This window comes from Citrobacter sp. Cb028 (assembly GCF_030336705.1).
GTDB classification, from domain to species: Bacteria; Pseudomonadota; Gammaproteobacteria; order Enterobacterales; family Enterobacteriaceae; genus Citrobacter; species Citrobacter braakii.
Window position 1 is genome coordinate 318073 of the sequence record NZ_JAOWCZ010000028.1, and the last position, 20511, is coordinate 338583.

Consider the following 20511-nt stretch of genomic DNA (forward strand, 5'->3'; position numbering starts at 1 on the left):
AATTTTAACTTTACATATATTCACTTTTATTCATTTGATTAAAAAAGCCAGAACTATTGACAATAAACATGACCTCAAATCAAAACATCATTACAGCCAATAAGTTACATGCCGTTATTAATGTCTACATTTCCGTGAAGCGCCTGTTTTTATGCACTGTTATTCCGGGCTGCCTCGCTCTGACCACCGCGTAAATCAGTTTGATTCTCACTTAACACAGGCCCGTTTTGTCTAAAAATAAGCACGGAAAGGTAAAAATAAGGTAAACAATGCATTTTTTCGCATGCAAAAATAAGTTGTTTTTAATTGATATAAATCAATTTTCACCGCGTAACGACGGAGGAAAAATCATCATCTGAGGTGATGGAAACCTTTTTTTACGTGACATTCATGACGAGAAAAAAGCGTTGTTATGCAATAAACTTTTGTGCTGAAAAGTGTCGCGCGGGCTGCAACAGCCCGCATGGGAGAGGAAGGAAAATCAGGCGTTAACTTTATCCAGCGGCCAGGAATCAAACAGATAACCATCAAAGTCGATGTCATCAACATTTGAAAACTCCAGCAGGCGCTGTTTGACGTTTTCCAGATGCTGCCACATTGCCAGCTTGGCTGCGCGGGCATCCTTTTTGATTAATGCCGCCAGGATCTGTTTGTGGTCACCCATCCACTCTTTACGGTAATGGGTATCGTCAAGGTGGCTATGGAGCTGGATCCACATCGGGTTGTTTTCACGCCACTGCCATGACTGGCGAAACAGCTCCACCAGCATGCTGTTATGCGTGGCTTCGGCTATGGCGAGATGGAACTGCATGTCACCGCTTTCAGAACCGTTCGCTTCGCTGGAGGCCAGCTCCCGCTCTTCCAGCTGTAACGCCTGGCGCATTTTAACGATATCTTCACGCGTAGCCTGCAGCGCGGCGAATTCGGCGATATTGCTTTCCAGCAGCTGTCGCGCCTGCAGCAGCTCAAACGGGCCTGCGTCATTGCAATGATTGACATCCGTACTGTCGATGGTCTGCGCATCTGCATTGTCGAGTACGTAAATCCCGGCGCCGCGGCGCACGTCCACCAGACCTTTAATTTCCAGCATAATTAACGCTTCGCGAACCACCGTGCGAGTGACATTGAGCATCTCAGCAATTTCACGTTCCGGCGGCAAACGCTCCCCGGGCTGGTACGGCGTCTGGACAATCAGATCGCGGATCATTGCACCCACTTCCTGGTAGGGTCTTTGTTGAGAAGTGTTCGATTTCATCGTGTTATGTCCGTCAGATGCGTCAATTCAGATCCGTAGGCCGGATAAGGCACATGCGCTGCCAACCGGCACCTGTGCCATTGGCTGATGGCGACGCTGACGCATCTTATCAAGCCTACAAAAAACGTTTTTTCGCCTGAACTATAGCATTTGCGGGAAGCCAAAAACAGAAAACGGGTCAACCAAATCAGCATTTTGATTGACCCGTCATACTTCGGGGATTATGCGTCAGCGCTTAACGCCGCAACGCACTCGCGTGCGCCGTGTTCACACAGCTGTTGATACGTCGCGATAATTGTCTCAACAAAATCAGCGTTTTCCGCCAGATCATGGCCAAAAATGCCGCTCAGCCCCAGCAGCGCCGTCACGCGTTCGGCCCCTTCGTACTGTTGGTTAATGCGCTGGAACTCAGCCAGCAAGGGGTCGACAACATCAATGGCCTGCCCCTGTTCATCCACGCCACGGGTGTAGCGCATCCAGCCCGCCACGCCCAGCGCCAGGTGACGCCAGTCGCTGGCGTTTTGCAGATGCAAACGCACCGGATCCAGCAGGCGCTGCGGCAATTTCTGGCTGCCGTCCATCGCAATCTGCCAGGTGCGGTGACGCAGTGATGGGTTGCTGAAACGCTCGATGAGCAGCGTCGCATAGGCGTTAAGATCGGTGCCTTCCGGCATCGACAGCGTCGGCGCTTGCTCCTGCATCATCAGCGCGAACGCCGCTTTGCGGTACGCCGGATTTGTCATGGTATCAGCGATAGTTTCATAGCCGCCGAGATAGCCCAAATACGCGAGGAAAGAGTGGCTGCCGTTGAGCATACGCAGTTTCATCATTTCAAACGGCACCACATCGGCAACGAACTGCGCACCAACGTTATCCCAGTCAGGGCGACCGTTGACAAAGTTATCTTCGATAACCCACTGACGGAATGGCTCACAGGCGATAGCACACGGATCGTACACGCCCAACTGGTCGGCAATCTCTTGCAACGTTTCTGGCGTCGCCGCCGGAACAATGCGGTCTACCATGGTGCACGGGAAAGTGGCGTTAGCCTCAATCCACTGCGCCAGCTGCGGGTCGCGCGCCTGCGCCAGACCCAGCACCGCGACTTTCGCCACATGACCATTTTCACGCACGTTATCGCAAGACATCACGGTAAAGGCCGCAAGCCCTTGCTCACGACGCAGATGCAGCGCCTGTACGATGTAACCAATCGCCGATTTCGGCGCGCCTGGATTCGCCAGATCGTGTTTAATCAGCGGGTTATTGAGATCTAACTGACCGCTGGCAGCATCAGTGCAGTAGCCTTTTTCCGTGACCGTCAGCGAGACAATTGCCGTCTGCGGGCGCGCCATAGCCTGTAAAATACCATCACAGCCGTCAAGCTCCGGGTGCAACGCTTCTTTCATCGAGCCAATCACTTTCAGCACGGTGTTGTCCGCGCCTTTTTCCGCCACGGTATACAGCAGTTGCTGTTTGCGCAGGTTTTCAATCAGCACGCGATCGTTACCCGGCATCAGGTTAACTTCACAGATCCCCCAGTCGCTGTCGGTGGTTTCCAGCAGATGATGGGTGTACAGCGCCTGATGCGCGCGGTGAAATGCGCCGCATCCCAGGTGAACAATGCGGGATTGCAGGCGCGAGCTGTCCCATGCAGGGCGAGCAACCGGCAGGTTGCTATTGGCAATTGTCGTTGTCATCGTGAACTCCAGAACCCGTTGAATGACCAACGGAAGAGAAAAGAAAAAGCCGGCCAGACAGGTGGCCGGCAACTCGCTTTAGCGGCTAAAGAAAGCGCGCTGGATAGCCATCTCAACGCCACGCACTTCCGCCAGCCCTTTCAGGCGACCAATCGCGGAGTAGCCTGGGTTGGTTTTCTTTTTCAGATCGTCAAGCATCTGATGGCCGTGGTCCGGACGCATTGGGATCAGGTCCTCTTTACCCTCGGCTTTACGGCGCTGCTCTTCCTCAACGATCGCTTTCACGACTTCGTACATATCGACGTCGCCGTTAAGATGCGCCGCTTCATGGAAGGTTTTCGGGTTATCTTCACGCAGCGTGGAGCGCAGGTGGGTGAAGTAAATACGTGGGCCAAACTGTTTGATCATGTCGACCAGATCGTTGTCCGCCCGGACGCCGTAGGAGCCGGTGCACATGGTAAAACCGTTCGCCATGCTGTTGACCGTATCGACCATCCATTGCATATCTTCCACGGTGGAAACAATGCGCGGCAGGCCGAGGATTGGGCGCGGCGGATCGTCCGGGTGTACCGCCATCCGCACGCCGGCTTCTTCCGCCACAGGAATAATTGCTTTCAGGAAGACGGCAAAGTTCTCACGCAGTGCGGCTTTATCGATATCTTTATAACGCGCAAGATGCTGGCGGAACTGGTCAAGCGTATAGCCCTCTTCCGCGCCTGGCAGACCGGCGATGATATTGCGGGTCAGACGCGCTTTGTCTTCATCGCTCATGGTGGCAAAGCGTTCATTCGCCTGAGCAATCTCTTCGGCGGTGTAATCCGCTTCCGCGCCCGAGCGTTTGAGGATGTGCAGCTCAAAGGCGGCGAATTCAATCTGGTCAAAACGCAGCACTTTGGAGCCGTCCGGCAGGACGTATTCCAGGTCGGTACGGGTCCAGTCGAGAACCGGCATGAAGTTGTAGCACACGGTACGAATGCCGCACTGGGCCAGGTTACGCAGGCTTTGCTGATAGTTGGCGATCCACTGCTGATAGTTACCAGAACGGGTTTTAATGTCTTCGTGGATCGGTACGCTTTCGACGACCGACCAGACCAGGCCCGCCTGCTCAATAATGGCTTTGCGTTTTAGGATCTCATCAACCGTCCACACTTCCCCGTTCGGGATATGGTGCAAGGCGGTGACCACGCCCGTGGCACCCGCCTGACGTACATCCGCTAAGGTGACCGGATCGTTAGGACCATACCAGCGCCATGTCTGTTCCATCTTTTATTCCTCATTTACGTTATGGACTCGACGATATGGCACATAAATTCCTCCTTTTGGTATGACATGTCAACCTGAAGGAATAAATTGGTTAACCAAATCACGATTTTTGCTGATTAGATCGCCATTTTTCTGCCAGGAAGCGCAGTAAAGATGTAAACATGTAACGCAATGTGACATTCATCGCATCAATGGTTAACCAATACAGATAACATCTCAACCAAAATCATAATAGTTCAACCAATAAAGGTAGACGTTATATGCATGTTCTCAATATTCTGTGGGTCGTATTCGGCATCGGTCTGATGCTGGTGCTCAATCTAAGATTCAAAATAAACTCGATGGTCGCGCTGCTGTTGGCGGCGCTCTCGGTCGGCATGCTGGCGGGTATGGACTTAATGGCGCTGCTGCACACCATGAAATCCGGCTTTGGCAGCACGCTGGGTGAGTTGGCGATTATCGTGGTATTCGGGGCAGTCATCGGTAAGCTGATGGTCGATTCCGGAGCGGCACATCAGATTGCTCATACGCTGCTGGCTCGACTTGGGCTGCGCTATGTGCAGCTGTCGGTGATCATTATTGGTCTGATTTTCGGCCTGGCGATGTTCTATGAAGTGGCGTTTATTATGCTGGCGCCGCTGGTGATCGTCATTGCCGCGGAAGCGAAGATCCCGTTCCTCAAGCTGGCGATTCCTGCCGTTGCCGCCGCCACCACCGCCCACTCGCTGTTCCCGCCGCAGCCAGGTCCGGTCGCGCTGGTTAACGCCTACGGCGCTGACATGGGTATGGTCTACATCTACGGTATTCTGGTGACTATTCCGAGCGTGATCTGCGCCGGGCTTATCCTGCCGAAGTTCCTCGGCAACCTCGATCGCCCGACGCCGTCATTCATGAAGGCCGACGTACCGGTTGACCAGAACAATCTACCGTCTTTCGGCGTCTCTATTCTGGTTCCACTGATCCCGGCGATCATCATGATCTCCACCACCATCGCCAACATCTGGCTGGTGAAAGGAACGCAGGCGTGGGAAGTGGTCAACTTCTTAGGCTCCTCGCCAATTGCGATGTTTATCGCCATGATTGTCGCCTTCGTGCTGTTTGGTACCGCGCGTGGTCACGACATGCAGTGGGTGATGAACGCCTTTGAAAACGCGGTGAAAAGCATCGCCATGGTGATCCTGATCATCGGCGCGGGCGGCGTACTGAAGCAGACCATTATCGATACCGGCATCGGCGATACCATCGGCATGCTGATGTCGCACGGCAATATTTCTCCATACATCATGGCGTGGTTGATAACCGTGCTTATTCGTCTGGCAACCGGTCAGGGCGTGGTCTCAGCCATGACGGCGGCGGGGATTATCAGCGCAGCCATTCTCGACCCGGCAACCGGTCAACTGGTGGGCGTCGATCCGGCGTTGCTGGTACTGGCGACGGCGGCAGGCTCCAACACCCTGACCCATATCAACGATGCCTCGTTCTGGCTGTTCAAAGGCTACTTTGACCTGTCGGTGAAGGATACGCTGAAAACCTGGGGTCTGCTGGAGCTGGTGAACTCCGTGGTTGGTCTGATTATCGTGTTGATCATCAGCATGATTGCATAACATCGATACCGCTCTGGCCCCCAGCGCCAGAGCGGTTCTTCTCCTGCCTTAACAATCCTCAATAATCAGATACACCGCCTTCACCGGGCCATGCACCCCAACCACCTTGATAAGCTCAATATCCGCCGTCGAGCTGGGTCCACTGATAATGTTAATGCACGACGGCATACGCTCACCGGCCTGCGCTTTCTGATGCAGTTTTTCTGCCAGTTGCGCCACGCGCGGCAGGATGGTGCTTTTACGCAGCACGAAAATCGAGGACTCCGGCAACAGGCTCAAAGAACGCCCGCGCTCCGGCGCGGAAAACAGCACCACACCGCCGGACTCGGTCAGGCCATACTCGGCATACACTACGCCGACTTTCGCCTGCTCGGCCTCGGTAATATTTTCGCTGCCTCGCGCCGGATCCCAGACCACGGCGTTGCATTCCTGCTGCAAACGTTCGGTGATGCCCAGCGCCACCAGTCGGCTGTCGCCGCTCAGCACTACCGGCTGACCCAATTCTTCACACAGGCGTAGCGCTGCTTCTGCGGCTTGGTCCTCGCGAGTCAGTTCACAGCGGGCCAGCATCACTTCACTGGCGAACTGGATAAACGCATCGCAGCGCTGCTGCGGGCTAAGTTCGGTCAGGCGCTCGTTGGCATAATTGTTAACCGGCGCGGCATCCGCTTGCGGTTCGAAACGCGGCGGGCGACCCAGCGCCTGGGCGATGGTGTTTAAAAACGCGGTACGGTTATCCATTCTTTTTCTCCTGCGCCTGATGTTTCTTAAACCAGCTGCGGAAGCTCTCGCCGTCAGCATCAGGCAGATCGCGCGCCTCCATCCAGTCACCAATCGCGCCAACCTTGAGCGGGGTTTTCCCGCCATTGATAAACCAGCTTGCCGCATGCGCGCCCGCCATCATTCCGACTTTCCACAGCCCCGGATGGCTATTGGCATAAGCGAACATTTTGATCGCCCGTCGCTCGGCTTTCGGGGTAATGCCCTCCTCGGCCATCACCCGACGATGACGCAGGATCAGTTTTGACAGCGGAATACGCACCGGGCAGACGCTGTCACAGGCCGTGCATAAAGAACAGGCGTACGGAAGGTCTTTAAAATCTTTATAGCCGCCGAGCAGCGGAGAAATCACCGCGCCGATAGGTCCAGGATAGATAGAGCCATAGCCGTGTCCGCCAATGTGGCGGTACGCCGGACAGGTGTTCATACAGGCCCCGCAGCGGATGCAGCGCAGCACATCGCGAAACTCAGAGCCCAGCACCTGCGAGCGACCGTTATCGACAATCACCAGGTGGAACTCTTCCGGTCCGTCCACGTTATCCGCCTCACGCGGGCCGGTCAGCCAGGTGTTATAGCCCGTCAGACGAGCGCCCACGGCGCTGCGCGCCAGCATGGTGATCAGCACATCCACATCGGCAAAGGTTGGCGCGATACGCTCCATGCCCATCACCGCAATGTGCGTTTTCGGCAGCGTGGTGCACATGCGCGCGTTGCCTTCGTTGGTCACCAGGCATACTGAACCGGTTTCCGCCACGGCAAAGTTACAGCCGGTAATACCGATTTCGGCACTCAGGAAATCCTCGCGGATCTTCTGGCGAATGAACAAGGTCATGGCTTCCGGGGTTTCCGGGCCGTCATACCCCAGACGCTCGTTCAGCACGCGGCGGATCTGATAGCGATCTTTATGAATAGCCGGGACCACGACGTGCGAAGGCGGATCCTGATCCAATTGCAGGATGTATTCCCCGAGATCGGTTTCGATCACCTGGATTCCCGCATCCTGCAGGACATGGTTGACGCCGATCTCCTCGGTCACCATCGACTTGGACTTCACCACCTTCTTCGCGTTTTTGCTTCGCGCGACCTGCAGAATGTAGGCGGTGGCCTCTTCTTTGGTTTTGGCGAAATAGACGTGGCCGCCGTTTTGCGTCACTTTCTCGGAGAGTTGATACAGATAAGCGTCGAGGTTGCTCAGCACGTGATCGCGGATCTGGCTGGCACGATCGCGCCAGTCTTCCCAGTGGCCTAACTCATCGACCATTTTTTGTCGATTTGCGCCAATACGTTCCTGCGCATTGGCCACGGCTTTGCGCATGATCGGATCTTCTATCTGCTGACGAATGCGCAGTTTAAATTCTACATCGCTGGTTTTTATCGACATCTCTTTCCCCTCAGCGGCTCATCAGCACTTCAGCAATATGCATCACTTTGACCGGCTGGCCTTCCCGTTGCAGTCGACCGCCAATGTTCAGCAGGCAACTGACGTCTGCGCCAATCAAATATTCCGGCTGCGCATCCATCAAATGTAAGACTTTCTCTTTCACCATCTCGCCGGATATCTCGGCCATTTTGACCGAGAACGTCCCGCCAAAGCCGCAGCAAGTATCCTGATCGGCAAACGTCAGCAGCTCCAGCCCGCGCACGTTTTTCAGCAGCGTGAGTGGCTCTTCCTTCACCCCCAGCTTCCGAGTCAGGCTACAAGAGGGATGATAGACAGCGCGGCCCTGCAGGCTCGCGCCGACGTCCACCACGCCCAGCTTGTTGACGATAAAGGAGGTGAGATCCTGCATACGCGCGGCGACTTTTTCGGCACGCAGCGCCCATTCCGGTTCATCGGCCAGATACGTCGGATAGCTTTTTACCGCGTAGGTACAGGAGCCTGCTGGCGAGATAATCGGATCGTCGTTGTCTTCCAGGGCGGCGATCAGGTTTTTCATTCCAGGGATCGCCTCTTTGATGTAACCGCTGTTGATGGCTGGCTGACCGCAACACCCTTGCTTCTCGGGGAAATTAACGCGACAACCCAGTTTTTCCAGCAGCAATACGGAGTCTCGTGCCATCCGTGATTTCAGTGCGTCACCAATGCAGGTAACAAAGAAATTTACATTCACAATAACTACTCCATTGCTTCATTTCTGTTTATTGCGCTTGATATCGCGATATTAAGCAAAGGTTCAGCCGTATTTCACGCCCAGTTTTTCTGTTTGCTGTTTTTACTAATACCTGGGTTCATGGTGATGCTCGGGTCGTTTTCCTTTGATGCCGACTCTCCGCTTCTTAAGTCAGGACAGTCGCATATGTCAGTATTTTCATTTGTATGACAAAACCAAATAATCCCCTAATCAACCCCCATATGCAACAACCAGGTTTATTTCTTTCGGTCTCGCTCACATTTTTATATTTAAAACCACAGCGTTATGAACACCTTAAAAACAGTTTCAGGTGCTTACTATTCTCATCACCAGCATTATTAAAAAGGTTATCATATAACTATTTATAGGTATTCAGCTTACTCTTAAGTATATTTACCTGGCATTGGATTTTAATTAAAAGATTACAATAGTTACAAAACCACAAATCATAATTACTTTATTCACTGAAGCGATTCAGTTTACATACTTTATTAACCCAGCAATGTAGCCTCCCCACCATAAATATAAATCAGGTTTAATGAACCAATCAGGAATAGCAATGAACGAATATTTTATGTTTGCCCTGGCACTCTCTCCTTTACTACTGATGGTATTTTTAATATTGAAATTGAAAATGCCCATCCATTATTCCGTGTTGATCTCTTTGGTATTCACTGCCGCGCTGTCGGCCATATTCTGGGAAATGCCCGTACAGAATCTGAAAGCCGCGATAGGCTATGGCGCCCTGAAGGGGTTATGGCCGATTGTGATTGTGATCCTCGGCGCCATCTTCAGTTATAACGTCATGCAGGCGACCAAGGCGCTGGATATTCTGCGCGATATTCTCGCCAGCATTAGCGAAGATAAGCGTATTCAGGTGCTACTGATTTCATGGTGCTTCGGCGGATTCCTTGAAGCCGCGGCAGGTTATGGCACGGCGGTCGCCATTCCGATCGGCATTCTCATTGCGCTGGGATTCAACCCGCTGAAGGCGGCAATCGCTTCTCTCGTGGCGAATACCGTTCCCACCGCGTTCGGCGCGGTCGGGATCCCGGTTTCTATTCTGGCGGAACAGGTTAATCTGCCGGTGTATACCTTAGGCGGAACCATTATTCTGCAGCTCGCGCTGTTTAATATCCTGCTGCCGTTTGTCATTGTCTGCATTATTGGCGGCGGCCTGAAAGCCATTCGTGGCGTATTTCTGATCACGCTGATTTGCGGCATCACCACGCTGGTTCCGCAATATTTTGTCGCCATCCATCTTGGCGCGGAATTGCCCGCCTTTGCCGGTAGCCTGGTCAGCTTGTTTGCCGTGGCGATGGTCAGTCGCCTGCGCAAAGGGAAAACCGATCCCGAGTGGCGCATTGAGGTCAGCCATACCCGCGAAACCACGCCGCGCTCGGCAAAAGTGTTGTTCCGCGTAGGCTCTATCTATCTGTTTATTTTTGTTTTTATCCTGCTGTGCTCACCGCTGTTCCCGACGATCAAAGGCGCGGCGTCCCAACTGGCCTCGGTGCTGCATTTCACGCTCGCCGACGGCAACACGCTGGCGCTGAAAGTTGAATGGGTGACCACGCCGGGGATGCTGATCATCTTTGCGACCCTTATCGGCGGTTTTATTCAGGGAGCGTCCGCACGCGGGATGCTGGAAGTGTTTATCAAAACCATTTTCCAGCTTAAAAATTCCATTGTGGCGATTATGGCGATTGTCGCGCTGGCCACGGTGATGGATCTCAGCGGGATTATCTCCACGCTGGCCCAGTCGATTGTCGATCTGACCGGCAGTTCCTACGTCTTCCTCGCCCCGGTGATTGGCGCGCTGGGCACGTTTGTTACCGGCAGCGATACCAACTCGAATATTTTGTTCGGCAAACTGCAAACCATTGCCGCCAGTAAACTGCATATCGATCCCAACTGGCTCGCGGCGGCGAATACTTCTGGTGCAACGGGGGGGAAAATGATTTCGCCGCAGAGTATCGCCATTGCGGTTTCAGCCACCAAAATGGACGGACAGGCCAACCAGATAATGTCTGGCACCATGAAATACTGCTGCGCCTATATTGTGATCCTTGGCCTGAAAGTCGGTCTCTTTTATTACTGGTTTATGGCGTAATCCATTGTCAACCCCGTCAAATTCACGGCAACCGTATTTGACGACGCGGTGACCAAAAAGGTTTACACCGCTTCAGGATCGAAACGAAGCGACTGGCTTTACGATTTGTCGGCGCTGACTAAAATAGCGCCGATGTTTCAAATCGAGGATTGTTGTTATGTTGTTCTGGAAAAAGATGGTGAAGAAGTTCGACGCCTTTTCCGCGTTGATCCCACCACGCTACTTCCGCGTGTAATGCCTGGCGCTAATGCCTGATGGCGCTTCGCTTATCGGGTCTACGTTTCACGCTCATTTGTAGGCCGGATAAGGCGCAAGCGCCGCATCCGGCAGCAGAGAAAATGTTCTCCCCTTTCACTTACGCAGCCCGCACGCTCTTAACACCCTGACCCACAGACGAAGCCATGCAAAACGGTAGATCAGCGGATGCTGAAATCGTAGCAGTGTCAGAAACATAGAGCCTCCTTGCGGCGCTACAGCACCGTTGCCTGATAGCGAATTTGCGGCTCCATTATCTGGTGACGCGCGTCTATCAGCCGCAGTTCATACGAGTCGCGCTCTTTCGTCAGCCGCATCACCGCGTCGACGACACTGGTGGTCCGCTCCAGCGCCTGCTTGTCCTCATAACCGTTGAGCAGTGAGGCCAGCATCACGCTGCAAATCAGATCCCCAACGCCCACCGGCATTTTGGCAAAGGTATACAGCGGCCGGGCGATGTGTAATGTCTGTTCCGCCGTCACCAGCAGCATTTCAAACGCCTGTTTGTCGCGCGAGCAGTCGCCGAGATGTTTCACCAGCACCTTCTTCACGCCCCACGCCACCAGCTGCTGCGCCGCTTCCACCACCTCGTCAAAACTACGTAGTTGTCTGCCCGTCAGCACGCCCAGCTCATAGAGATTCGGCCCCATCACATCAGCCAGTTGAATGGCGTCATCGACAAAAAAGGACTCCACGCCCTGCGCGACAATGCAGCCTTTTTGCGGGTCGCCCATCACCGGATCACAAAAATAGAGCGCCTGGGGATTACGCTGGCGAATGGTGGTGACCGCGAGCTTCACCTCTTCGCAATGGCGTTTGTCCCCAAGATACCCGGACAGCACGGCATCGCATTGCGCCAGTTTTTGCAGGTCATCCAGCCCGCTGATGATGGCGCTCAGCTCGCCGTGCGGCATCGCCATGCCCTGCCACATCCCGTACTGGGTGTGGTTGGAAAACTGTACGGTGTAAAACGGCCAGACATCGATCCCCGAGAGCTGCATCGGCAACACGGCGGCTTTATTTCCGGCATAGCCATAAACGACTGACGACTGAACAGACAACACGTTTTTCATTTTGACTCCGTCTAGCGAAACGTTGGCAGCAGACCAAATACGTCCAGAACAACCGTCAGATAGACAACCGCCCCACAGACAATGACCAGATTGAGCACGGTGTTATTACACGGCGCGGTATAGCTGGCGGTCGGAAAACGTTTCCGCGCCGCTTTCACCAGGAACGGCGGCAGGATCACGCTCCAGATGGTAAAGGCCAGACCGGCGTAACCAATGGCGTGCACAAACCCGTTCGGGAAAAAGAAGCACACGGCGGCTGGCGGGAAGTAAGTCACCAGCGCGGTTTTCAGGCGACCCATGCCGTCATCCGGGAAGTGAAACAGGTCGGCGATGTAATCGAACAGGCCAAGCGTCGCCGCCAGCAGGGAACTGGCTACCGCAAAGTTGCCGAAAAAGGTCAGGATCAGATCCATATAACGGCTGGTGAACAGCCCGCTGATAGCCTCGACAAACACGTCGATATTGCCGCCTTTGGCGATAATTGGCGGGAACGAGGAACGACTGATGTTGCCCATCGTGACGCCCAGCCAGAAGATATACAGCAGCAGGGCAAACAGCGTGCCGATGATAATCGAACGCGTAATATTTGAGATCCCGCTCGTGCCATACAGCTTCACCAGGCTCGGCACGTTACCGTGAAAACCAAACGAGATAATGCAGAACGGCAGCGTCATCAGGATATACGGCAGGTACTGCGAATTGGGCAGCGCCACCGCCACGCTGTCGACGAGTTTCGCCACTTCGATATGACCCACCAGGCCAGAGAAGGTGGCAAAGAACGCGATAAACTTACCGATGATCAACACGGTAGTAATACGTCCAACCAACAAGGAGCTGTACCAGGCAATCGCCCCGACCAGCATACTGACGATCACCACCGAGATATTCGCCGGAAAGCGCACGCCGCTGTATTTGAACACGGTTTGCGCCATCACCGCCGACGAACCAGAGATATAGGCATAGGTCAGAATATACAGCACAAAGCCGAAAGCGATACCGACCACAATATTCCACTTTCGGCCTAATAAATCCTGAGTAAAGGTATTAAAACTGGCACCGGCGCCATAATGCAGATTAACTTCGACCAGCATCAGACCGGTTAATAACATCATGATGGCGATAAACAGAAGAATAACTGACGCACCGGGGAACCATACGCCAGCCATCGCAATCGGCAGGGAAAACATCCCTCCACCCACTACGGTCGCGATAACCAACATGGTTCCGCTAATCAGTCCGGGGGTACTACTCTGTCGCTCAATGGCATTAATATCCATGATAAATGTTCCTGTAGACTATTCGTTATAATTACAGCTGTCATTTGTACATCATGCGGATAATAAAAATGTCGGAGTCAGGGTTTACTTTTGTAGTTATGTCACGGTAACGGGCACCGCAAAGGCTTCCTGTTCATGGAAAAGAAATACAAAAAAGCCCCATCCTGAGATGGGGCCATAATTATTATTTAGATATAGTCAAAGCGTGCAGTAAAGAAACGGAGCTGCTTCGGCTCGTAAATAAACTTCAGCCCGCGAATATCTTCTTTGTGCTGGTAAAGTTTAATAATACCGTCAGCCACTACATCCATATGCGCGTAAGTATAAACGCGGCGTGGAATAGTCAGACGCACGGTTTCCAGTTTCGGCCTGTGGTGTTCACCGGTCACGTTATTACGGCCCGCAGAGATAATTCCGCGCTCCATACTACGTACGCCGGTTTCCACATAGATACTGGCAGCCAGGCTTTGCGCCGGGAACTCGTCCTGCGTCAGATGCTCGCAGAAGCGACGCGCATCAAGGAATACCGCGTGACCGCCCACCGGTTCAACAATCGGTACACCCGCGGCTTTCAGCTTGTCGCCCAGATAGCGAACCTGCTTCACGCGGTGCTCGATGTACTCATACTGCATGGCTTCGCGCAGACCAATCGCCATAGCTTCCATGTCGCGTCCGGCCAGGCCGCCGTAAGATGGCATGCCTTCGTAGACAACGACTAACTCTTTGGCAGAAGAGAACATTTCGTCATCGTTCATGCACAGGAAGCCGCCGATGTTCACCAGACAGTCTTTTTTACCACTCATGGTGCAACCGTCGGCGTAGCTGAACATCTCATGCACGATCTCTGCGATGCTCTTGTTCTCAAAGCCCTGTTCTTGCTCTTTGATAAAGTAGGCGTTTTCTACGCAGCGGGTAGCGTCGTAGAACACTTTAATGCCGTGTGCTGCAGTCAGTTCACGCACCGCGCGCATGTTAGCCATGGAGACCGGCTGCCCGCCTGCGAGGTTAACCGTGACTGCCAGGCAAATATAGGCAATATTCTCGGCGCCTTTTTCATCAATCAGTTTTTGTAATTTTTTAAGATCGATATCACCTTTAAAAGCAATATTCAGACCGGCATCGTGCGCTTCGTCACGAACGATATCGACAAACACCGCACCATTTTTTTCCTGGTGATAACGGGTGGTAGTGAAATACATATTCCCGGCAACATATTGCCCCGGTTTAATTGCCAGCTGCGATAACAGGTTTTCTGCGCCGCGCCCCTGGTGAGTAGGGACAATATGTTTAAAGCCAAACAGTTCCTGCACGGTTCTTTCCAGATGATAGAAGTTTTCGCTGCCCGCGTAGGCTTCATCACCCATCATCATTCCGGCCCACTGCTTGTCGCTCATTGCGTTAGTGCCACTGTCTGTCAGCAGGTCAATATAAATATCTTTCGAATTTAACAGGAAAGTATTGTATCCCGCTTCCTGCATTTTCTTAAGGCGTTCATCACGCGGGATCATAGATACAGTTTCAACGCTTTTAATACGGAAGGGTTCTGCCGGATAATTCATTTTGTTTCTCCAGTAACAGTGGTCATGTACGTATTAATGTGAAGTAAAGCATACCTGGTTCATCAATAAAGTCTGATGAAATATAACTATTCGCCTCCTGAGTCAGGGGGAGAAATAATGTGGAGGCACTATGCAAGATTTAATTGATTATGGAAATAGCCTGGTCAACATTAATCACTGGCAATAATTTAAAAAGCTGTAAATGTAGGTGATGCAAATCACACGTCATTTTTTTACCCGTTCATATTCAACAAGTTTTTTTTTGCGTGTTGATTTGCCATTTGCGATGGTGCCCCCGTGGAGAGGGGAAATACTGAAAACTTAACTTTCCAGTCTGTGCTCATACTGTATTGCTGAATGAGTACACCCCATTTTGTGAGAGTCGGATCACTTCACGGGTTTATATTTGTGATTCACATCACTAAAAGTGTAAAGCAAAGTGTACAAAACGGCGTTGTTTCAGAGTTTGCTATTTGCTTCAGTGAGTTAGATCGCATTTTTGGCCTGATACAGATGGGCGTTATTTTCTGGAAATGGCCGGTATCAGGAGGATGGGACAGGAATGAATTTATACGGTGAATAATACTATGTTTATTGGGATAGAGAGGATTTCTATTTATTCCGAAAGCGTGCTAATCGCGCTTATTTCATGTTATTTACATCTGGACTTCCCGCCAATTACTGGGGTAATTTACAGGGGTTTTATTAGCGCGATGCGAAGGTGCGCCAACACCTCCGCATCGCTAATCACAGTAACTATTTCACGAGAATAGCCATCATGACTGATACGCATTGTATTGCAGTTTTATTTGATCCAGAAGTGTACGTCGCAGATAACCGTTGCCTGAAGGTGGGTTATGCGAGCGGTTATCCTGATTACAGCCGTTTGCCGGTGAAGTATGTCCAGTTTCCGTCCATCGTGATGAAGGGCCAGTGGCTTAAAGCCGCCGGATTCGACACCGGCACCCGCGTCGATGTGCGCGTAATGCAAGGCTGCATTGTGTTAACCGCCCGCACGCCCGAACCCGAAGAGTCAGAACTGATGAAATCCCTGCGCGCCGTGGAAAAGCTCTCCGCGCGTAAGCAAAAGCAGGTGCTGGAGTTTATCGGGGTGATTGCGGGGAAAGCGGTGAAGGGGTAACGGTCTTGCTAAAGGCGCCTGTGGGCGCCTTTATTAGGATGTATTGCGTCATCTTTGTTATGCCGTAGTACGTTCGTTCCAGGCGTCGGTATATTGAATATTGCCATCTACAATACACCAGGTGATTTTTTCATAGCGCAGTTGTACGCTTTCCAAATGCCCGGTTCCCGTTACCGTACGTGTGTCATGCACGATTGGTGTCACTGATACAACTTTTACACCTTCAAGCAGGGTATTAAAGTATTCCACTTCCTGGCCTGCGTCGTTTATGTGATAGTGTAAGTATCCCGCATAATCGTGCCATCCATATTTAGAGATCTTTCGGCATAATCAACCTGCCAACAAAGGAGATCGCTATGTATAAATTTAGATAAAACCCGTCACCATATTTAAATATTTCAGCATCCATTATCCGTTCACTAATTCATTAATCTTCAACTAACTATCTATAACATATACTAATTGATTTTTATCATTCTATAAAACACCACCTTTGCACATAAATGCTTTAGTAAATAAATCTTAATGATTTTTTTATCATAAAATGATAGCATTACAAATAAAATAAGAGGATCAAATAATGTACCAACGAAACATTGAACAATTAAGAGAGCATGCTGTGAACTGGTGGCCTCAAAATATTGTAGAGAAACAATCTTCTACCAGCATAATCCCGCAGCTAGTAGCAAGTCAGGATGATTTTATATCCATATTGTCGCTTTACAAAGATCATAACCCTAAGACATTATTTACACTGATTGAATCAAGTGGTATGCCAGCAAATCTTTTCCTAAAACATTTATGTGTCATTTTAGATTATGGTGGAGAACCAATTCAACGATTAGGAAGAGAGCTTGATTCAATTTTTGACAAGGATGGGATGTCAAATAAATATAAAATGATTATATCTCTTGATTCGCAAGAGATTGAGTACCTCTTTGAAGCATTACCGGTAAAAGCGCTAAGTAATGTAAGGCTGAAGTTAGATGGTGAAAGCCTAATGACACCTCATAAATTAAATCCACTCTATAAAGATATGATCATGATTTTGATGTATGGCGCGTTTAGTTCATCATCAGAGCATGCAAATCTTAACGCATGTGACATGGCTGCAAGGGTAGGTATGAAAGATGTTTTAGACGAATACATCAAGCAACGCTATATTTATGTAAGTAAAATTACTGGCGGAGCAAAGGCTAATACTAGCGGTCAACTTTTACAAAAATATGTCAGAAGTTTTATTTCAGAAAATTTAGGTCAAAACTATTCTGTAGTAAGCAACGGAAAAATACTTCTCCATACAGCATCAGGGGACATAAAGAGCCCTTTTGATATAGTAATAAAAAAAGGTAGTAAAATTATCGGAATTGAAATAAGTTTCCAAGTTACCACAAACAGCACTATTGAACGTAAAGCTACTAGCGCTCATAATAGAATGGTTGAGATGCATAACAATGGATATCAAATTGCCTATATTATTGATGGCGCAGGAAATTTTCAGCGGAAAGCTGCTGTATCAATGATCTGTGAGTATAGTGATTGTACTGTTGCATTTTCAAATGAAGAATTATCACTATTATGCAATTGGGTTAGAGAGGTTTTAAGTGATTAAATTTATTGATCTTTTTTCTGGGACTGGTGGGATACGGTTAGGTTTTGAACAAGCCTTGGACCAGCTTTCCATAAAGCATAAATGTGTTTATAGCTGTGAAATTGACAAAAAAGCTTGCCTCTCCTACCAATTAAATTTTGGTGAAAACCCTTACGGGGACATAACCAAAGTTGAAGCTAGTTCATTACCTGATTTTGATTTTCTTTTAGCTGGATTCCCCTGCCAAGCATTCTCACATGCAGGGCAACGAAAAGGCTTTGAGGACACTAGAGGAACTTTGTTTTTTGATGTTGCAAGAATACTCAAAGAAAAACAACCAAAGTTTTTTTTACTAGAAAATGTTCGTGGTTTGATCAGTCATGATAAAGGTAATACTTACAAAGTTATTGAAAAAACTTTGAAAGAATTAGGGTATGGTGTAGACTTTCTGTTACTTAATAGTAGTTCTTTCTCTGTACCTCAAAATAGAGTACGAATTTATATCTTTGGTGTACTTAATTCAGCCCCCAAGATGACACTTAGTACTAATCTTGGTGCTACAGATTCACATGACTTTAAAAATAAAATCAATGATTTCAATAATGTAAAATATATTAAAGATATATTAGATCCTATCGTTGATGAAAAATACATTTGTAGTTCACATTTCCAAAAAATGATCAACAACGCTATTCCTGATCTTAACGAAATCCATGGATATCGGCTAATTGACTATAGAGGAGGAAAATCTCTTCATTCTTGGGAGTTAGGGATAAAAGGAAAGTGTTCGTCTAAAGAAATTGAGTTCATGAATTTGCTAATATCAAATAGGCGTAAAAAAATATTTGGAACACACAAAGATGGGAAAAGTTTATCAAAAGAGCAAATAATGACTTTTTATCCATATAATGATTTTGATAAAATTACAGACTCATTAATTTTAAAAGGTTATTTATCAAAGAAAGATGAACTATATAACCCAGTATGTGGGAATATGTCCTTTGAGGTTTTCAAATTTCTCGATCCTGAAAGTATTAGTATCACATTAACAGCTTCAGATAGTAATCGGCTAGGGGTTTATCATAACAATATTTTGAGAAAGATAACCCCAAGAGAATGTGCAAGAATACAAGGTTATCCTGAGTCGTATATATTACTAGATGATGACAATGCTGTTTATAAACAAATGGGAAACGGAGTTTCAGTCCCCGTAATTAAGGCAGTAGCATTAGATTTTATTGAAAATAATATTTCAAACTTATCTATCAAAAGGGCCATATAAAATATAAAACACTCCAATTAATCAAAAAATATTTATAGTGCAACTACATATTATGTAAGAAAATAGTAAGGAGGTAAGTAAAACCTCCTCCTTACTTTATATTTTATTTTGTAGAAATATTTATTGGATAAATCAAATTCTTGCTGAGTTGAGGATTAAAAACATCACTGGTACAGCCATATCGGTGTGGCGAGGAGAGCATTGCGTACCAATGGTAAACACTGCATTAATAATATTTCATCTTTAATCCTAAAAATTAACGACATGGAAAAAGCATTAAGTAAACCATAGAGCTAACGATTACAATTAATTTCATATTTTTTATCCCCGCTTTTAAAAGAACAATTTTTAAGAGATAAAATTAATTTTGACATTAACAAATACTTAAATCTTTAAAAATTTAAACATGCTTTAAAAAACAGAAAGAAATGAAAAAAAATAACGATAAGAGAAAAGTAAGTTATGGAAAAATAATCGCTAAAATATGAATAAAAAAAGAGGCGTTTAATACGCCTCTTTAGATTTACAAAATATCATGCATTAACTCAAAATGGTGTTTTATGGACATTTTCTTGATATATGCTAAGTTGGTTCTTCCCCCTGGAGTGTTATAAATATCAACCAGTTCTCTACAAGCAGTTGACCAATTAAGTATGTCAGGCCGCTGAAAACTAAGGAAAGCATCCAATTTCTCCAAAGCTTCATCAATTAAAATTGCAACATCCTCAACTACAACTCTAGGATCTGAAAGGAAGTGATGGACTTGAATTTCTGTTCTATCCATGTTCTCATAAGTGACGTGGATTACAGCCGTTATGGCTTGCCCCCCACCTTCTGCGAAATGATTTCCAACAATAGAAAAATCACCAAACCCATTAAAACCTAGTTGTCTATAATTTAAATGTAAATCAGAGAAAAATTCGATAATATTATTTGCATACCCGGCATTGGTTTGGGTACGATTTAAACCATCACGAATTAATACTTTAGATGTGGAATTGAAATTTGAAATATATGTTGCGCTGCATGTACCATCAATAAAGATATTATCTTTAAATAAATTATCTGAAGATTCTAATTGAAGAAGTTGCTGTGTATTAGCATATCGACCATTATGAACGATTGATTTTTTTTGATTTTGATAAATATTAAAAAAATTAGTCAATTGTGATGAACTAGTTGTATCGTCAACAATGTAACCTAATTCGATTTGAGGATTTATTTCAATTGCACCATTAATTAACGTTTCAGAAGCTCTCTCATTCCCTTCAAGCTCCCCACATTTAGGATTAACAATCAAAATAACTCTCGCATTGTTATCACGAGCATCTCTTAAACAACTGTATAAATCCCTATCACTCTCTCTAACTGGTTCAATAATAACAACCATATTTTTTTGAACGATCTTAGTTAGGCAAGACCTAACAGCTAATAGCTCATATTGTTTTGCTCTCAAATAACAGTAATACATGCTGTGATTCCTTATCAG

The 20511-nt window shown here is 48.4% G+C and carries 15 protein-coding genes and 1 pseudogene; 5 read left to right on the top strand and 11 right to left on the bottom strand.

Annotated elements, in window-relative coordinates; all coding sequences use genetic code 11:
* Positions 1 to 481 precede the first annotated feature (481 nt).
* The 3 genes from uxuR to uxuA form a co-directional block, all read right to left on the bottom strand.
* Positions 482 to 1255, bottom strand: a complete 774-nt coding sequence (gene uxuR, locus OGV75_RS06330) for a Uxu operon transcriptional regulator (RefSeq protein ID WP_029139754.1) — start codon at positions 1253 to 1255, stop codon at positions 482 to 484.
* Positions 1256 to 1476: 221 nt separating this feature from the next.
* Positions 1477 to 2952 (bottom strand): fructuronate reductase, encoded by a 1476-nt coding sequence (locus OGV75_RS06335; protein ID WP_286480444.1) that lies wholly within the window; start codon positions 2950 to 2952, stop codon positions 1477 to 1479.
* Positions 2953 to 3030: 78 nt separating this feature from the next.
* Positions 3031 to 4215 (bottom strand): mannonate dehydratase, encoded by a 1185-nt coding sequence (gene uxuA / locus OGV75_RS06340; RefSeq protein ID WP_286480445.1) that lies wholly within the window; start codon positions 4213 to 4215, stop codon positions 3031 to 3033.
* 260 nt (positions 4216 to 4475) lie between these two features.
* Between uxuA and gntP the strand changes: the two genes are divergently transcribed.
* Positions 4476 to 5819, top strand: coding sequence for a gluconate permease GntP (gntP, locus tag OGV75_RS06345; RefSeq protein ID WP_046275099.1), 1344 nt, complete (start codon positions 4476 to 4478; stop codon positions 5817 to 5819).
* A gap of 48 nt (positions 5820 to 5867) precedes the next feature.
* Here the strand turns inward: gntP and OGV75_RS06350 are convergent, their stop codons facing one another.
* From OGV75_RS06350 to OGV75_RS06360, 3 genes are read right to left on the bottom strand one after another with little or no spacing between them, the layout of a single operon-like run.
* Entirely contained in the window at positions 5868 to 6560 is a 693-nt protein-coding gene (locus OGV75_RS06350; RefSeq protein WP_016151553.1) for a LutC/YkgG family protein, read from the bottom strand.
* Positions 6553 to 7980 (bottom strand): LutB/LldF family L-lactate oxidation iron-sulfur protein, encoded by a 1428-nt coding sequence (locus tag OGV75_RS06355; RefSeq protein ID WP_016151552.1) that lies wholly within the window; start codon positions 7978 to 7980, stop codon positions 6553 to 6555. The genes OGV75_RS06350 and OGV75_RS06355 overlap by 8 nt, the downstream gene beginning before the upstream one ends.
* 10 nt (positions 7981 to 7990) lie before the next feature.
* Positions 7991 to 8710 carry a (Fe-S)-binding protein gene (locus OGV75_RS06360; RefSeq protein WP_016155592.1) on the bottom strand — a complete coding sequence of 240 codons (720 nt, stop codon included), beginning with the start codon at positions 8708 to 8710 and terminating at the stop codon, positions 7991 to 7993.
* 580 nt (positions 8711 to 9290) lie between these two features.
* Here OGV75_RS06360 and OGV75_RS06365 point away from each other — a divergent pair.
* Positions 9291 to 10844, top strand: a complete 1554-nt coding sequence (locus OGV75_RS06365) for an L-lactate permease (RefSeq protein WP_016151550.1) — start codon at positions 9291 to 9293, stop codon at positions 10842 to 10844.
* A 470-nt stretch (positions 10845 to 11314) separates the two neighbouring features.
* On the opposite strand, the gene pdxY is transcribed toward OGV75_RS06365, so the two are convergent.
* From pdxY to OGV75_RS06380, 3 genes are all read right to left on the bottom strand, one after another.
* Complete coding sequence (pdxY, locus tag OGV75_RS06370; RefSeq protein ID WP_115191035.1) at positions 11315 to 12172, bottom strand: pyridoxal kinase PdxY; 858 nt, start codon at positions 12170 to 12172, stop codon at positions 11315 to 11317.
* Positions 12173 to 12183: 11 nt separating this feature from the next.
* Positions 12184 to 13449 (bottom strand): aromatic amino acid transporter, encoded by a 1266-nt coding sequence (locus OGV75_RS06375; protein ID WP_016151548.1) that lies wholly within the window; start codon positions 13447 to 13449, stop codon positions 12184 to 12186.
* Positions 13450 to 13637: 188 nt separating this feature from the next.
* A complete protein-coding gene (locus OGV75_RS06380) occupies positions 13638 to 15008 on the bottom strand; it encodes a tyrosine phenol-lyase (protein WP_016155590.1) in 1371 nt (456 codons plus the stop codon).
* Between the two features lie 778 nt (positions 15009 to 15786).
* Here OGV75_RS06380 and symE point away from each other — a divergent pair.
* Complete coding sequence (symE, locus tag OGV75_RS06385) at positions 15787 to 16149, top strand: endoribonuclease SymE (RefSeq protein WP_286480446.1); 363 nt, start codon at positions 15787 to 15789, stop codon at positions 16147 to 16149.
* A gap of 57 nt (positions 16150 to 16206) precedes the next feature.
* Here the strand turns inward: symE and OGV75_RS06390 are convergent.
* A pseudogene (locus tag OGV75_RS06390) lies at positions 16207 to 16425 on the bottom strand (type VI secretion system tube protein Hcp); the annotation flags it as partial.
* A gap of 304 nt (positions 16426 to 16729) precedes the next feature.
* On the opposite strand from OGV75_RS06390, the gene OGV75_RS06395 reads away from it, so the two are divergent.
* The gene (locus OGV75_RS06395; protein ID WP_286480447.1) at positions 16730 to 17761 is read left to right on the top strand and encodes a DpnII family type II restriction endonuclease; all 1032 of its coding nucleotides are present in this window, start codon (positions 16730 to 16732) and stop codon (positions 17759 to 17761) included.
* Positions 17754 to 19022, top strand: a complete 1269-nt coding sequence (locus OGV75_RS06400; RefSeq protein ID WP_286480448.1) for a DNA cytosine methyltransferase — start codon at positions 17754 to 17756, stop codon at positions 19020 to 19022. The genes OGV75_RS06395 and OGV75_RS06400 overlap by 8 nt, the downstream gene beginning before the upstream one ends.
* A gap of 523 nt (positions 19023 to 19545) precedes the next feature.
* On the opposite strand, the gene OGV75_RS06405 is transcribed toward OGV75_RS06400, so the two are convergent.
* Positions 19546 to 20493, bottom strand: coding sequence for a sce7725 family protein (locus tag OGV75_RS06405; protein WP_286480449.1), 948 nt, complete (start codon positions 20491 to 20493; stop codon positions 19546 to 19548).
* Between the last annotated feature and the right edge of the window lie 18 nt (positions 20494 to 20511).